This is a genomic window from Streptomyces sp. PL-25, from assembly GCF_058344915.1.
This window is the reverse complement of record NZ_CP136997.1, coordinates 6,839,308-6,854,029: the sequence shown is the minus strand read 5'-3', so window position 1 is coordinate 6,854,029 and position 14,722 is coordinate 6,839,308. Positions and strand designations below refer to the sequence as shown.

The 14,722-nt window shown below is 74.5% G+C and carries 9 protein-coding genes; 3 read left to right on the top strand and 6 right to left on the bottom strand.

Going from position 1 to position 14,722, the window contains the following annotated elements; genetic code table 11:
* Window positions 1-47: 47 nt before the first annotated feature.
* Window positions 48-809 (bottom strand): thioesterase II family protein, encoded by a 762-nt coding sequence (locus R4Z62_RS30255; RefSeq protein WP_491521457.1) that lies wholly within the window; start codon window positions 807-809, stop codon window positions 48-50.
* 570 nt (window positions 810-1,379) lie between these two features.
* Between R4Z62_RS30255 and R4Z62_RS30250 the strand changes: the two genes are divergently transcribed.
* The 3 genes from R4Z62_RS30250 to R4Z62_RS30240 all read left to right on the top strand — a co-directional run bounded on the left by R4Z62_RS30250 (window position 1,380) and on the right by R4Z62_RS30240 (window position 4,885).
* Window positions 1,380-2,108, top strand: a complete 729-nt coding sequence (locus tag R4Z62_RS30250) for a 4'-phosphopantetheinyl transferase family protein (RefSeq protein WP_355478358.1) — start codon at window positions 1,380-1,382, stop codon at window positions 2,106-2,108.
* 172 nt (window positions 2,109-2,280) lie between these two features.
* Complete coding sequence (locus R4Z62_RS30245) at window positions 2,281-4,113, top strand: AfsR/SARP family transcriptional regulator (protein ID WP_382844425.1); 1,833 nt, start codon at window positions 2,281-2,283, stop codon at window positions 4,111-4,113.
* Between the two features lie 109 nt (window positions 4,114-4,222).
* Window positions 4,223-4,885 (top strand): class I SAM-dependent methyltransferase, encoded by a 663-nt coding sequence (locus R4Z62_RS30240; protein WP_064536504.1) that lies wholly within the window; start codon window positions 4,223-4,225, stop codon window positions 4,883-4,885.
* 42 nt (window positions 4,886-4,927) lie between these two features.
* Here R4Z62_RS30240 and R4Z62_RS30235 read toward each other — a convergent pair whose 3' ends face one another.
* The 5 genes from R4Z62_RS30235 to R4Z62_RS30215 are packed head-to-tail and all read right to left on the bottom strand — an operon-like array spanning window position 4,928 to window position 14,696.
* On the bottom strand, window positions 4,928-6,028 hold the full coding sequence (locus R4Z62_RS30235) for an HAD-IIIC family phosphatase (protein ID WP_491521456.1): 1,101 nt from the start codon (window positions 6,026-6,028) through the stop codon (window positions 4,928-4,930).
* A gap of 35 nt (window positions 6,029-6,063) precedes the next feature.
* Window positions 6,064-7,182 carry an acyl-CoA dehydrogenase family protein gene (locus tag R4Z62_RS30230; RefSeq protein ID WP_064536502.1) on the bottom strand — a complete coding sequence of 373 codons (1,119 nt, stop codon included), beginning with the start codon at window positions 7,180-7,182 and terminating at the stop codon, window positions 6,064-6,066.
* Window positions 7,175-7,456, bottom strand: a complete 282-nt coding sequence (locus tag R4Z62_RS30225) for an acyl carrier protein (protein WP_355478353.1) — start codon at window positions 7,454-7,456, stop codon at window positions 7,175-7,177. Before R4Z62_RS30225 ends, R4Z62_RS30230 begins: the two co-directional genes overlap by 8 nt.
* Before the next feature lie 20 nt (window positions 7,457-7,476).
* A complete protein-coding gene (locus R4Z62_RS30220; RefSeq protein ID WP_064536500.1) occupies window positions 7,477-8,346 on the bottom strand; it encodes a 3-hydroxyacyl-CoA dehydrogenase family protein in 870 nt (289 codons plus the stop codon).
* Window positions 8,347-8,363: 17 nt separating this feature from the next.
* A complete protein-coding gene (locus tag R4Z62_RS30215; RefSeq protein ID WP_491521455.1) occupies window positions 8,364-14,696 on the bottom strand; it encodes a type I polyketide synthase in 6,333 nt (2,110 codons plus the stop codon).
* Between the last annotated feature and the right edge of the window lie 26 nt (window positions 14,697-14,722).

Genomic DNA, 14,722 nt, shown 5'->3' with positions numbered 1-14,722 from the left:
CGCTGACGGTGTCACTCCCCGGTCCCCCTTCTCTTTCGTCCGTGGTCTCAGGCGCGCGGCGGGCCGGCGAGGTGGTCACGGAGCATGCCGGTCACCTCGTCCGCCCGGCTGCTGAGGTAGAAGTGGCCGCCGGGGAAGACCTTGAGGTCGAACGCGGCCGTCGTGCGGTCGCGCCAGCGGGCGGCCCCGGGGACCGGTGTCCAGGGGTCCTGGTCCCCCACCACGGCGGTGACCGGGCAGGTGACCACGGCGTCGCGGTCGGCCCGGTAGGCCCCCAGGGCCCGGTAGTCGGCGCGCAGCGCGGGCAGCACCATCCGCAGCAGTTCCTCGTCCTCCAGGAGCCGGGCGTCGGTGCCGCTCATGGCCCTGACCTCCGCCACGATGCCCTCGTCGTCGAGCGGGTGGGAGGGCTCGGGCCGGTCCGCGGACGGCCCCTTGCGGCCGGAGGCGAACAGGTGGTCGATCCGCCCGCCCGCGTGTTCGATGCGCCGGGCCACCTCGAAGGCGACGAGCGCGCCCATGCTGTGTCCGAAGAGGGTCAGGGGGAGATCGTCCCAGCGGCGCAGCGCTTCGGATACTTCGTCGGCCATGCGGTGCAGGTCCTGGACGCCCGGTTCCTCCCGGCGGTCCTGCCTGCCGGGGTACTGCACGGCGAGGAGGTCGACCGGTCCGCGCAGCGCGGCGGACACCGGGAAGTAGAAACTCGCCGAGCCCCCGGCGTGCGGAAAGCAGACCAGTCGGCGCGTGGCCGTCGGCGAGGGATGGAAGCGACGGCACCACAGGTCGCTGTCTAACGAGAGCGAGGTCATGTCGGCCTTTTATGCCTTTCTCGATTTACCCGCGCGGGGCCGGCGAGCTGTGCTCTGTGATCACGTGGGACATCCTCCGCATCGGCACGCCGGCCAGTACCCGCTAATGCCGGGAACACCGAGGGACGGCGATCGGCGGGTCACGGGCACCGCATATGACAGCCTGCCATGTCCCCCGGAATGTCAGCAAGTACCCATCTGGGCGTATCCGGCCATGCATGCCCGCGTTCAATTCCGGCTGTTTCTTCAGTGAATGGCGGGAACGTTGCGGTGCAGATCAATCCTGTGGGATTTACTTGGATCCGACTCCGCGGCAACGGTCCGGCCGGACCGCGCACCGCGGATCCGGCCGAGGAGGCGAGGGCACCTCATGGCAAGGCTGTACGCCGTCGGCGACCCCCATGTCGCCCGTCCGGAGAACGAGGGCGGCCATCGAAGGGCTGTTCCCACGGGACGAGCGGGAACGGCTGCCGCCGACCGCACACGTGGGCGAACCGGCGGCGGCCGTGGAGCGGATGCCGCGGCCGTCGGCCGACCGATTCTCGACCGTGGTGCGGGTGCCGGGCAGCCATGGCATACGGCCCTCTCCGTCCGGCCCGGCGCAGCGGTGACGGGCGCCGGCCGGTGATCGAGGACCTGCTGTCGGCGGTGGTCGAGGTGTCGGAGTCGCGGGGGGACCCGCCGGGCTCGGAGCTGTTCCCGGAGGAGGAGCTGCTGGTGGCGCACGTCGTGGAGCAGCGCCGGCGGGAGTTCACGACGGGCCGGCGGTGCGCCCGGCAGGCACTGGCCCGGCTGGGCCAGCCGCGGGTGCCGGTGCTGGCCGGGCCGCGCGGGGAGCCGCTGTGGCCGGCCGGGGTGGTCGGGGCGATCAGCCACTGCGCCGGGTACCGGGCCGCCGCGGTGGCGCGCCGCACCGATCTGCTCGCCCTCGGCATCGACGCGGAGCCTGAAGGGCCGCTGCCGGAGGGGGTGTTCGACGCGGTGACCGTGCCCTCGGAGCGGGCCCCGCTGGAGGACTGCCGGCGGGTGGCGCCGGGGGTGTGCTGGGACCGGGTGCTGTTCAGTGCCAAGGAGTCCGTGTACAAGGCGTGGTTCCCGCTGACGGGGCGGCCGTTGGACTTCCTCGACGCGCTCGTGCGGCTGGACCCCGTACGGGGGGTGTTCTCGGCCGCGCTGACGGTGCCGGGTCACCGGGTCGACGGCGGTGCGGTGGTGAGCGGCTTCACCGGCCGCTGGGCCGTGGTGGGCGGCCTGGTCCTGACCGCCGTGATGGTACCGCACAGCGTGAACCCGGCATGAGCGCAAGGCCCGCGCTCTAGGAATACATCTAGACACGACAGGACCGCGTTGACCCTTACACGGTCACCTATGACGCTGGAAGCAGTCTTGCCCACCGGTCGTGCGATGAAGAGGTCTCCCCTTGAACTTCCTGTTGCTGGGCCCGCTTTCCGTCCGGTTGAACGCGCGTGAGGTGCACGTGTCGGCGCCGAGACAGCGCGTGGTCATGGCAGCGCTCCTCCTCAACGCCAACCGGGTGATCTCGGTCGACCGGATCACCGAGTACATCTGGGACGGCGCCCCGCCGCCGAGTGCCGCCGCGACCGTCCGCACCTACGTGATGCGCCTGCGGCAGTCGCTGGGCGAGCACGCCTCCGCCCGCATCCTCACCCGGGCACCCGGCTACCTCCTCGAACTCGGCGAGCACGAGAGCGATCTCGGGCAGTTCACCGCCCACCGCCGGCGCGCGGCGGAGCTGGCCGGGCGCGGAGACCTGGAGGGCTCCTCCGCCGAGCTGGCCGAGGCACTCGCCCTGTGGCGCGAGGAGCCGCTGGCGGACATACCGTCGCGGACGCTGCGTGATGTGGAGGGCCGTTACCTCCAGGAGCTCCGCCTGCAGACCATGGAACTGCGGTTCGACACGGAGCTGGCGCTGCTGCGGCACGCCGAGATCGTGCCGGAGCTGGTGCGGCTGGTGCGCAAGCACCCCTTACGGGAGGCCCTGGTGGGCAAGCTGATGCTGGCGCTGTTCCGGTCGGGACGGCAGTCGGAGGCCCTGGAGCTCTACCGGCGCACCCGGGTGCTGCTCGTCGAACAGCTCGGGGCGGAGCCGAGCGCCGATCTGCGCGAGGTCCACCGGCACATCCTCGCGGCCCACGACCGGCCCCGTACGCCCGACCCGCTGGAGCAGCCCGCGGCGGTCCCGGAGGCAGCCGTCGCTGCGGCGCCGGCCGCTGCCCGGGAGAGGTCCTGCTGGCCCGATCCGGCGCAGCTTCCCTCGGTGCCGCTGCCGCTGTCGGCCCGCTCCGACGCGCTGGCGCGGCTGCGGCACTTCCTCACGACCGGCACGATGCCCGCGGGCATGGTGGCGACGGCGGTGGTGACCGGCCGGGGCGGTGTCGGCAAGAGCGCCCTGGCCCTGCACGCGGCGCACGCCATGCGCGATTCCTCGATACACGGTCAGCTCTACGCGGATCTCGGCGGAGCGGAGCGGCCGCTGACCGCCCGGGTGGTGCTGCCGAGGTTTCTGGCGGACCTCGGTGTGCCCCGGGACGAGATCCCCGGGGAGGAGTCGGAGCGGGAGAGCCTCTACCGCTCGCTCACCGCGGGCCGCCGGCTGCTGGTGGTGCTCGACAACGCCTCCAGCACCGCGCAGGTGCGGCCGCTGATACCGGGCAGCGGGGGCAGCAGGCTGCTGGTGACCAGCCGGCGTCGGCTGGCCGATCTGGAGGGTGCGCGCACCCTGCTGCTCGGCCCGTTGGACGAGGAAGGGTCGCTGGAGCTGCTGGGCAGCATCGTCGGCCCGGCCAGGGTCGGTGGCGAACCGCGGGCGGCCCGTACGGTGGTGACGGTCTGCGCGGGCCTGCCGCTGGCGATCCGGATCGCGGGGACCCGGTTGCTGGAGCGTCCCCACTGGAGCATCGGGCACCTGGCCCGGCGGCTCACGGAGGCCCCGCGACTGCTGGACGAGCTGTGCGCGGGCGACTTCGGGGTCCGGCCCTGCCTCGACGCCGAGGTCGCCGGGCTCCGGCGGACGGCACCGGCCGGGATCGACCCTGCCGCGGTGTTCGCCATGCTGGGGGCCGCCGGAGCGTGTTCGGTCTCCAGCAGCAAGGTCGCGGTGATGGTCGGCTGCTCCGAGGCACAGGCCGAGGAGGCCCTGGACTCCCTGGTCGAGGCGAATCTGCTGGGTGCGCCGGCGGGGGGCCGCTACCGGCTGGACGCGCTGCTGCGGGCGTACGCCTGCGAGCGGGCCCAGGCGGAGGCCGTACGGCAGCCCGATCACCCGTACATGCGCGCCGGGTGACCGTCCCGGCCGCCCGGCGACGGGCACCCGGCGGCCCCGTCCCGTCGCCCCGATCCCTTTCGCCCCCGGTCTCCTTCGCCCCGATCTCCTTCGAGAGGACCCCCGCGCCATGGCCGACCAGACAGCAGCCACCCACGACCTGCTCGCCTACGTCCGTGAGGTCTCCCTCCGTGACGACGATCTCCTCAGGGAGCTGCGGGAGACCACCGCGGACCTACCGGGCGGCTCCGCCCTCCAGGTGATGGCGGAGGAGGGCCAACTGCTGGCCCTGCTGGTCGGGTTGACGGGGGCGCGGGCGGTGCTGGAGATCGGCACCTTCACCGGCTACAGCACCTTGTGCATGGCCCGCGCGCTCCCGGCCGGCGGTCTGCTGGTGTCCTGCGACATCGACGACCGGTGGCCGGCCATCGGCGCCGACTTCTGGAAGCGGGACGGGGTCGACTCGCGGATCGACCTGCGGATCGGCGATGCCGCCGCGACGCTGGACGTGCTGCTGGCGGAGCGCGGGCCGGAGAGCTTCGACCTGGTGTTCATCGACGCGGACAAGGCCAACTACGTCCGCTACTACGAGGCGTCGCTGGCGCTGCTGCGCGCCGGGGGTCTGATCGTGGTCGACAACACCCTGTTCTTCGGCCGGGTCGCCGACCCGGCCGCCGTGGACCCGGAGACCGCCGGGGTCCGGGCGCTGAACCGGGTGCTGTACGAGGACCCCCGGGTGGAACTGTCGCTGCTGGTGATGGCCGACGGGATCACACTCGTCCGCAAGCGCTGAGGGCGGCGGGCCGGAGCCCGGGAGCACCGGCCGCCGCGGCGGTCACGACGTTCCCGGGTCCCCTTCCGGCATGCTCAGGCCGGGTGCGTCCACGCTCATGACGGTGGACACCACGCGCGGGCCGGGGACCAGGTGCAGGCGCTGGAGTCCGGTGTCCTCCGGAGCCGGCAGGAGGACGGCGGCGCACGGGCACGGGGCTTCGTCCAGGCCCTCGAAGCCCGCGAACCGGTAGGCGATCTCCATCATCCGGTTGCGTTCGGTCGCCCGGAAGTCCGCCACCAGGTGGACTCCGGACCGGGCGGCCGCGTCGGCCAGCCAGTTCAGCAGCGTCGCGCCGGCGCCGTAGGCGACGACCCGGCAGGAGGTGGCGAGCAGCTTGAGGTGCCACAGGCCCGGGTGCCGCTCCAGCAGCAGGACGCCGACCGCGCCGTGCGGGCCGAACCGGTCGGTGAGGGTGACCACCAGGACCTCGTGCCGGGGGTCGGTGATCAGGCCGCGCAGCACCGCGTCCGGGTAGTGGACCCCGGTCGCGTTCATCTGGCTGGTGCGCAGGGTGAGTTCCTCGACCCGGGACAGCTCCTCACCGGTGGCCCGGCCGATGCGCATCCGCAGGTCCAGGGAGCGCAGGAACTCCTCGTCGGAGCCGGGGGCGGCCGCACGCTCGGCCTCGCGGCGAAAGCCCGCCTGGTACATCCGGCGCCGCCGCCGGGAGTCGACGGTGCTGGTCGCGGGGGTGAACTCGGCGAGCCCGGGGAGGGCGAGGACCTGCTCGGCCGGGTAGCACCGTACGCCGGGCAGGTGGAAGGCGACTTCGGCCCGTTCGGCGGGCCGGTCGTCGACGAAGGCGATGGTCGTGAGCGCGAAGTTCAGCCGGTCGCCGATCCGGCGCACCGACTCGGACTTGGCGCCCCACCCGATCTCCGGCAGGACGAAGTACTCGGCCACGCCGAGCGCCTCCAGCCGGGCCCAGGCGTGCTCGTGGTCGTTGCGGCTGGCGATGGACTGGAGGATGCCGCGGGAGTCCAGTTCGATCACCACTTTGCGCACCTCGTCCGGCAGGTGCACCTCGCCGTCCTCCAGCAGGGTGCCCCGCCAGAGGGTGTCGTCCAGGTCCCAGACCAGGCACTTGACGGTCTCGGCCATGTCGTCCTTCCTCGTCTCGACGGCCGCGGGCCCGCTCACGGTGCCCCCGGAGCGGCGGAGAGGGCGTGCCGGGCCAGCATCAGCCGGCACAGCTCGTTGCTGCCCTCGATGATCTCCATCAGCTTGGCGTCCCGGTACGCCCGAGCCACCGTGTGCCCGTCCCGGGACCCGGCCGAGGCCAGTACCTGGACGGCCGTCGCCGCGCCCCGGGCGGCCTGGGTCGCACTGACGTGCTTGGCCAGTACGGTCGCCACCACCTGGTCCGGCGACCCTTCGTCCCAGCAGCGGCTGGCGTGCTCGCAGACCCGCGCGGCCACCTGCTCGGCCGTGTAGAGGTCGGCGAGGTGCCCGGCGACGAGCTGGTGCTCCGCGAGCGGTCTGCCGAACTGCTCCCGACCGGCGGCGTGCGCGGTGGCCGCCGCCAGACAGGCCCGCAGGATGCCCACGCACCCCCAGGCGACGGACATCCGCCCGTAGGCCAGCGCGGTCGTCACCAGCAGGGCGGTCGGCAGCTCGTGGCCGCCCAGGACGCTGTCGGCCGGCAGCCGCACCCCGTCGAGGTGCACGTCCGCGTGTCCGGCCGCGCGGCAGCCGAGCGGGGCGGTGATCCGCTCGATCCGGACGCCGGGTGTGCCGGTGGGCACCACGACGGCCACCGCGCCGTCCTCGTGGCGGCCGACGACGACCAGCAGGTCGGCGTAGTGGGCGGCGGTCACCCACTTCTTGTGCCCGTCGACGACGACCGCGCCGCCGTCGCGGCGTACGGTCGTCGTCATCGCCGCGAGGTCGCTGCCGGCGCCGGGCTCGCTGAAGCCGACCGCCGCCAGTCGGCCGCCGGTCAGCCGGGGAAGGTGGGCGGCCGACTGCTCGGCGGTGCCCAGGCGCTGGATGGTCCACGCCGCCATGCCCTGCGAGGTCATCACGCTGCGCAGCGAGCTGCACAGGCCGCCCACATGGGCGGTGTACGCGCCGCTGCGCATGCTGCTGAGCCCCCAGCCGCCGTACTGCTCCGGGACCTCGGCGCACAGCCGGCCCTCGGCGCCCAGGCCGCGCAGCAGATCCAGCGGGATGAGGCCGGTCCGGTCCCACTCCTGCGCCAGGTCGCCGACCCGCAGGGTGACGGAGGCCATGGCGCCGTTCAGGTCCTCACCCATGCCGGCCCCCGGCGGTCGGCACCCGGAGCCGGTCCACCAGTTCCGCCATCCGCCGTACGGTGCGGAAGTTGTCCAGCCGCAGGTCCGCGCCGCGGACGGCGATGGCGTAGGTCTTCTCCAGGTGCACCACCACCTGCATGGCGAACAGGGACGACAGGCCGCCGGCGTCGAACAGGTCGGTGTCGGCGTCCCAGGCGGTCCCGGTGCGTTCCTCCAGGAATTCCAGCAGTTCCTTCTCCAGGCCGTGGGGGCCGGGCGTGTTCGCTGTGGTCATGGCCGTCTCCTCGTCGTCGATCAGGTGTAGTCGTAGAAGCCGCTTCCGGACTTGCGGCCCAGCCGGCCCTCGCGGACCAGCCGGAGCAGCAGTCCGGTGGGGCGGCAGCCGTCGTCGCCGGTGCGTTCGTGGAGCACGGTGAGGGAGTCGACGAGGTTGTCGATGCCGATCAGGTCCGCGGTGCGCAGCGGGCCGGTGGGATGTCCCAGGCAGCCCTGCATCAGCGCGTCGACGTCCTCGGCACTCGCCGTGCCCTCCTCCACGACCCGGGCCGCGTCGTTGATCATCGGGTGCAGGATGCGGCTGGTCACGAAGCCGGGCGCGTCCCGGACGACCACCGCCCGCCGCCGCAGGGCCCTGAGCAGGTCCGCCACGGCGGCCATCGCCTGGTCCCCGGTTCTGGGGCCGCGGACCACTTCGGCGGTTCCGATCAGGTAGGGCGGGTTCATGAAGTGGGTGCCGACCAGTTCCTCCGGCCGCCCCAGCGCCCCGGCCAGTTCGTCGACGGGGATGGAGGAGGTGTTGGTGATCAGCGGGGTTCCGGGCCGGACCAGTCCGGAGACCTCGGACAGTACGGCGGCCTTGACCGCGGCGTTCTCGGTGACCGCCTCGATGACGGCGGTGGCTCCGCCGGCCTCCTTGAGCGAGGTGCCGGTGGTCAGGGTGCCGGGGGGCGTCCCGGCGGGCAGGGCGCCCATCAGCTCGGCCAGCCGGAGTTCGCCGTCGATCAGGCCGGCGGCTCGGTCGAGCCGTTCCCGGTCGATGTCGACCAGGTGGACCCGCAGGCCGTGTCCGAGGGCGAGAACGGTGATGCCGACACCCATCACCCCGGCTCCCAGCACGGTGAGGGCGGGTCGTGGGGGCGGGTCGTCGTACGGGTCCGCGGTCAATGGGTTCTCCTTCGTCTTCACAGGCCGTCGGGGGTGCGGAGGGTGGTGCCGAGCCAGTCGGCGACGGCGTCGCCGGTGGTCGCGACGTGCTGTTCCATGATCGAGAAGTGGTCTCCGGGAACGTCGACGACGGTGTCGGCACCGGCCCAGGAGGAGCGCCAGTCACCGGCTTCGGCGGACGGGCGGCCGAGCGGGGTGGAGGCGCGGACCAGCAGCAGCGGGGCGCGGACCGCCGGTGGACGCCAGTCGTCGAGCAGACGGAAGTAGCCGCCCATCGCGGTCAGCCGGGTCCCGTCCATCGGGGCCGCCCGGTCCTCGCGGGCGAACATGCCGCCCAGCAGGACGTCGTTGAACTGGGTGATGCCCTGGTTGTCGGAGAGGTAGGTGTCCAGCAGCACCACGGCCGCCGGGCCCTCGCCGCGCCGTTCCAGCTCGGCGGCGACCCCGTGGGCGAGCGTGCCGCCGGAGGAGGAGCCGGCCAGGACGAGCGTCCGTCCGGGCAGTTCCCGGAGCAGTGTCGTCGCCTGGAAGTCCAGCAGGGCCCGCATGTCGGCGGGCAGTTCCTCCTCGGGGGTGAATCCGGGGGCGTCCAGGGCGGCGACGGCGTAGCGGTCCCGGAAACGGGAGGCGAAGCGGGCGTACTGGTGGGCGCCGCCGAGGGCGACGACGGAGCCGAAGCAGACGAGCACGGGGGCGTCGGCGCGCTCGTTCAGGCGCAGCAGCCGCGGGCCGGTGCCGGCGGCCACGAGGTCGGCGCCGCTGTGGAAGGCCGGGCGGAGGGCGGAGGCGTTCTTGAGCAGGGCGATGCCCTCGTCGGTCCGGCCGAGTGCGCAGGCCCGGCGGAACAGCACGCTCACCGGGTCGGCGGCGCCGGTGTCAGGCCCGGTGCCGGTGCCGGACGCGGCGGCGCCGGTCGCGGGGGCCGCTTCGGGCCGGGGGGTGTCCTCCGTCCGGGCCTCGGCGGCGAGGCGCGCCGCGAGCGCGGCGGGGGTGCCGCTGTCGAAGACGGCGGAGGGCCGTAACCGCAGTCCGGTGACGGCGGCCAGCCGGTTGCGGAGCTCGACCGCTGTCAACGAGTCGAATCCGGCGGCGAGGAAGGGCACCGTCGCGGACAGCGCCCCGGAGTCGGTGTGACCGAGGACTTCGGCGGCCTGGGCGAGGACGAGTTCGCGCAGGACCAGCTCGTGTTCCTGTGCGTCGGCGGCGGCGTCGAGCCGGTGCCGCAGCGCCGCTGCGGCGGTCGGCGCCCCCTTCGCCCCGGCCGGCGCGGCCGGGCCGCGCCGGACCAGGGAGCGCAGCATGGGGTGCACCGGGCCGTCGCCGCGCACGGTGAGGTCGAGGTGGGCCAGGACGACGGGGCTCCCGTCTTCCGGCGGGGCGGCGTCCGCGGCGCACACCGCGTCCAGCAGGGCCATGGCCTCCTCGTCAAGGAGGCCGCGGGCGCCGCGCCGGTCGATGCGCCGCCGTTCGGCGCCGCCCAGCTCCGCCGTCATCCCGCTGACCCGCTCCCAGGGCCCCCAGGCCAGGGACAGGCCGGGGAGCCCGAGCCGTCGGCGTTCCGCGGTGAGGGCGTCGAGCGCGGCGTTGGCGGCCGAGTAGGACGCCTGGCCGGGGCTGCCCAGCACGCCTGCGGCGGAGGAGAAGACGACGAACGCCGAGAGGTCCGCCCCGCGCGTCAGCCGGTCGAGGTGGTGGGCGGCGTCGAGCTTGGGCCGCAGGACGGCGGTCGTCCGCTCCCCGGTCAGCCCGTCCAGCAGGCCGTCGTCGAGCACTCCGGCGGTGTGGACCACGGCGCACAGCGGATGGCGTTCGGGGACGGCCGCGAGCGCTGCGGCCAGTGCCTGGCGGTCGGACACGTCACAGCTGACGGCGGTCAGTTCGGCTCCGGCCCCGGCCAGCTCCGCCGTCAGCTCCGGCAGGCGCGGGGCGTCGGCGCCGCGGCGGCTCAGCACAAGGAGGTGGCGCACCCCGTGCGCGGCGACCAGATGACGCGCCAGGACGGCCGCGAGAGCGCCGCCGCCGCTCAGCAGTACCGTCCCCTCGGACGGCCCGAACGGACCGTCCGGCCCGGTCGCCGCCGCGGGGGCGGGGGCCTTGGTGACGGTGGCGGCCGACGGCCGCGTCAGTCGGGGCGCGTACAGGACGCCGCCGCGCAGGGCCGCCTGTGGTTCGCCCGTGGCGAGGAGCTCGGCGAGCGCGTCGCCGAGACCGTCCGGGTCCGGCTCTTCGGTGTCCAGCAGCACGAACCGGTCGGGGTGTTCGAGCTGAGCGGCCCTGACCAGGCCCCAGACGGCCGCCGCGCCGAGGTCCGCCGGCTGCGGCCGCGCGCGGCGCGGGCCGGTCGCGCCCCGGGTGAGCACCACCAGGGGCGTACGGGCGGTGCTGTCGTCGGCCAGGTGGGCCTGGAGACGGTCCAGGACCCCGGACACGACCCGGTGCACCGCCTCGGGGTCCGCGTCCCGGGCGGGGTCGTCCCCGGTCGCACCGGCCGCGGTCCCGGTGCCGGCGGACGGGGGGCAGATCAGCAGCATCGCGTCGGGTGTCGCGGACAGGGGTTCGGCGGCGAAGGCGGCCGGCAGCAGCCGCTCGTCCCGCGGGCCGAGGACACCCCAGCGGGTGACCGGGCGCGGGCCGGGCCCGGCGGTGACCGGCGTCCAGCCGACGTGGAAGACGGAGCCGGAGGACGCCCGCAGTGCGGCGGGGGACGCCGTGCGCAGGGTGAGCGAGCCCACGGTCGCCACGGTGTGCCCCGAGGGGTCGGTGATCCGCGCGGTGACGGTGTCGGGGCCGTCGGGGCGCAGCCGGACGCGCAGGACCGCCGCGTCGGAGGTCCCGATCGCGACGCGCTGCCAGGAGAAGGGCAGAGGGACGCCGTCGGCGGGCTCCGCGGTCCCGGCGCCCTCGCGCAGACCGGCCGTCTGGAGGGCCGCGTCCAGGAGGGCCGGGTGCACGGCGAAGCCGTCGGCTCCGGTGCCGGGGACGTCGTCGGGCAGGGCCACTTCGGCGTGGATCGCGTCCGGGGTGCGCCAGGCGGCGCGCAGGCCCCGGAACGCCGGGCCGTAGGCGACACCCTGGGCTTCGAGCAGCCCGTACAGTTCGTCCACGTCCAGGGGGACGGCGCCGGGCGGGGGCCACGCGCCGGCCGCTTCGGCCGTGTCGTTCCCGTCGGCCGAGCGGTCCTGGGGGCCGACCGTGCCGGTCGCGTGCCGGGTCCAGGGCGGGGCGGCGGCGCCGGGGGCTGCCTCGGGCCGGGAGTGGAACTCCACGGGGCGCCGTCCTGTGCCGTCCTCGGCACCCACCCGTACGCGCAGTTGTACGGCGTGGTCGTCGGCGGTGTCGCCGGGCAGCAGCAGCGGGGCCGCGAGGGTCAGTTCCTCCACCAGGGCGCAGCCGAGGCGGCGGCCCACGTGCGCGGCCAGCTCCACGAGGGCCGCGCCGGGCAGGATCACGGCTCCGGCCACGGAATGGTCGGCGAGCCAGGGGTGGGTGGCCGTAGAGAGCCGGCCGGTGAAGAGGGTGCCCGCGTCGTCGGGCAGTTCGACCGCGGCGCCGAGCAGCGGGTGGTCCACGGCGGACTGGCCGACGGCCGCCGGGTCCCGGTCGGCCGGCGGGGCGTCGAGCCAGTAGCGGCGTCGCTGGAAGGCGTAGGTGGGCAGGTCCACCCGCTGGGCGCCGGTTCCCGCGAACAGCCGCTCCCAGTCGACGCGCAGGCCCCGGACGTGTGCCTCGGCGAGGGCGGTCTGGAACCGGCGGAGCCCTCCGGCCCCGCGCCGCAGGGTGTCGAGCACCAGCGTCTGCGGAGCGCCCGCGTCGGCGGCCGTGTCCTCGATCCCGTACATCAGGGCGGGCTGGGGGCTGGACTCGATGAAGACGCGGTGTCCGGCCGCGAGGAGCGAGCGGGTCGCCCGCTCGAACTCGACCGTCTGCCGGAGGTTGCGGTACCAGTACTCGGCGTCCAGGGCCTTCGTGTCGAGCGGGCCGCCGGTCACGCTGGAGTAGTACGGCACCGCGCCCGAGAGCGGGGTGATGCCGTCCAGGTCGGACAGCAGGCGCTCGCGGATCTCCTCCACGTGCGAGGAGTGCGACGCGTAGTCGACGTCGATGAGGCTCGCCCACACCCCTTCCTGGAGGAGTTCCTCCACCAGTGCCGTGACCGCGTCCGCTGCGCCCGAAACCACCGTCGAGGACGGGCCGTTGACCGCGGCCACCGACAACCGGCCACCCCACGGGGCGGTACGCTCCCGCACCACGTCCACCGGCAACGGGACCGACGCCATGCCGCCGCGGCCCGCCAGCACGCCCACGGCACGGGAGCGCAACGCGACCACGCGCGCCCCGTCCTCCAGACTCAGCCCACCCGCCACACAGGCGGCCGCGATCTCCCCCTGCGAGTGACCGACCACGGCGTCCGGAACCACACCGAACGCACGCCACACCTCCGCCAGCGACACCATCACCGCCCACAGCACCGGCTGCACCACGTCGACCTGCTTCAGCAGCCGCTCCGAACCCAGCGCGTCAGCCAACGACCAGTCCGCATAAGGCGCCAGAGCCCGCCCGCACTCCGCCATCCGCCCCGCGAAGACCTCCGACTCATCCAGGAGCCCCGCAGCCATCCCCGCCCACTGCGAGCCGTGGCCCGGGAACACGAGCACCGAACGGCCCGGGAGCTGCCCGCCGCCGACCACCACGCCCGCAGAGCCCGCACCCCGTGACAGGGCGGCGACACCGGCCAGCAGTTCGCCCCGGTCCGCCCCCACCACCACGGCACGCTCCGCGAACCGTGACCGCCCCACCGCCAGCGAATGGCCCACGTCCACCACGCTCAGACCCGGGTCCGCCACCACCCGCTCATGCAGCGCCGCCGCCTGGGCGCGCAGCGCGTCGGGCGTACGCGCCGACAGGATCCAGGGGACGGCGGCGACCGGCGCGCCGGTCGGCGCGGTGGGGGCCGCCGGTGCGGCGGGGGCCTGTTCGAGGATGACGTGGGCGTTGGTCCCGCTGGCGCCGAAGGAGGACACCCCGGCCCGGCGCGGCCGTCCCGTCTCCGGCCAGGGGGTGGCCTCGGTGAGCAGGCGGACGGCTCCCTCGGTCCAGTCGACGCGGGGCGAGGGGCGGTCGACGTGCAGCGTGCGCGGCATCACGCCGTGCCGCATCGCCAGCACCGACTTGATCACCCCGCCGACGCCCGCGGCGGCCTGGGTGTGGGACAGGTTGGACTTCAGCGATCCCAGCCGCAGCGGCCGCCCGGCGGGCCGGTCCTGGCCGTACGTGGCCAGCAGCGCCTGGGCCTCGATGGGATCGCCGAGCACGGTGCCGGTGCCGTGCGCCTCCACCATGTCCACCTCCGACGGGGCGAGTCCGGCACGGGCGAGCGCCTGGCCGATCACACGCTGCTGCGCGGGCCCGTTCGGGGCGGTCAGCCCGTTGCTGGCGCCGTCCTGGTTGACGGCCGAGCCCCGGATGACGGCCAGGACGGGATGTCCCGCGCGCCGGGCGTCGGAGAGCCGTTCCAGCAGGAGCAGGCCCAGGCCCTCCCCGAACCCGGCTCCGTCGGCAGCGGCCGAGAAGGACTTGCTGCGTCCGTCGGGGGCCAGGCCGCGCTGGCGGCTGAATCCGGCGTACAGCCCGGGGGTGGACATCACGGTCACTCCGCCGGCCAGGGCAAGGGTGGTGTCGCCGGAGCGCAGCCCCTGGCAAGCGAGGTGGACGGCGACCAGGGAGGACGAGCAGGCGGTGTCCAGGGTGACCGCCGGGCCTTCCAGGCCCAGGGCGTAGGCGATCCGGCCCGAGGCGACGCTCGGGATGCTGCCGGTGCCGAGGAAGCCCTCCACCTCGTCGGGCACCCGGCCGAGCCGGGACGCGTACTCGCCGTGGATCACTCCGGTGTAGACGCCGGTGCGGCTGCCGCGCAGGGTCGTCGGGTCGATGCCCGCGCGTTCCACCGCTTCCCAGGACGCCTCCAGCAGCAGCCGCTGCTGCGGGTCCATGGCCAGGGCCTCGCGCGGGGAGATGCCGAAGAAGCCGGGGTCGAAGCCGGTCGCGTCGTGGAGGAAGCCGCCTTCACGGACGTAGAACGTGCCGGGGGCGTCGGGGTCCGCGTCGAAGCCGCCCTCTACGTCCCAGCCGCGGTCGGTGGGGAACGCCGAGACCGCGTCGCGTTCCTTGACCAGAAGCTCCCACAGGTCTTCCGGGGTACGCACACCGCCGGGGTAGCGGCAGCTCATCGCCACGATGGCCACGGGCTCGGCGAAGTCGTCGCGGAGCCGTCGGTTCTCCTGGCGCAGACGCTGGTTGTCCAGCAGCGCGGCGCGCAGGGCGGCGACCACCTGATCCGTGTCGGTGGGCATGGCAGTCGGCTTCTCCTTCTGCTGCT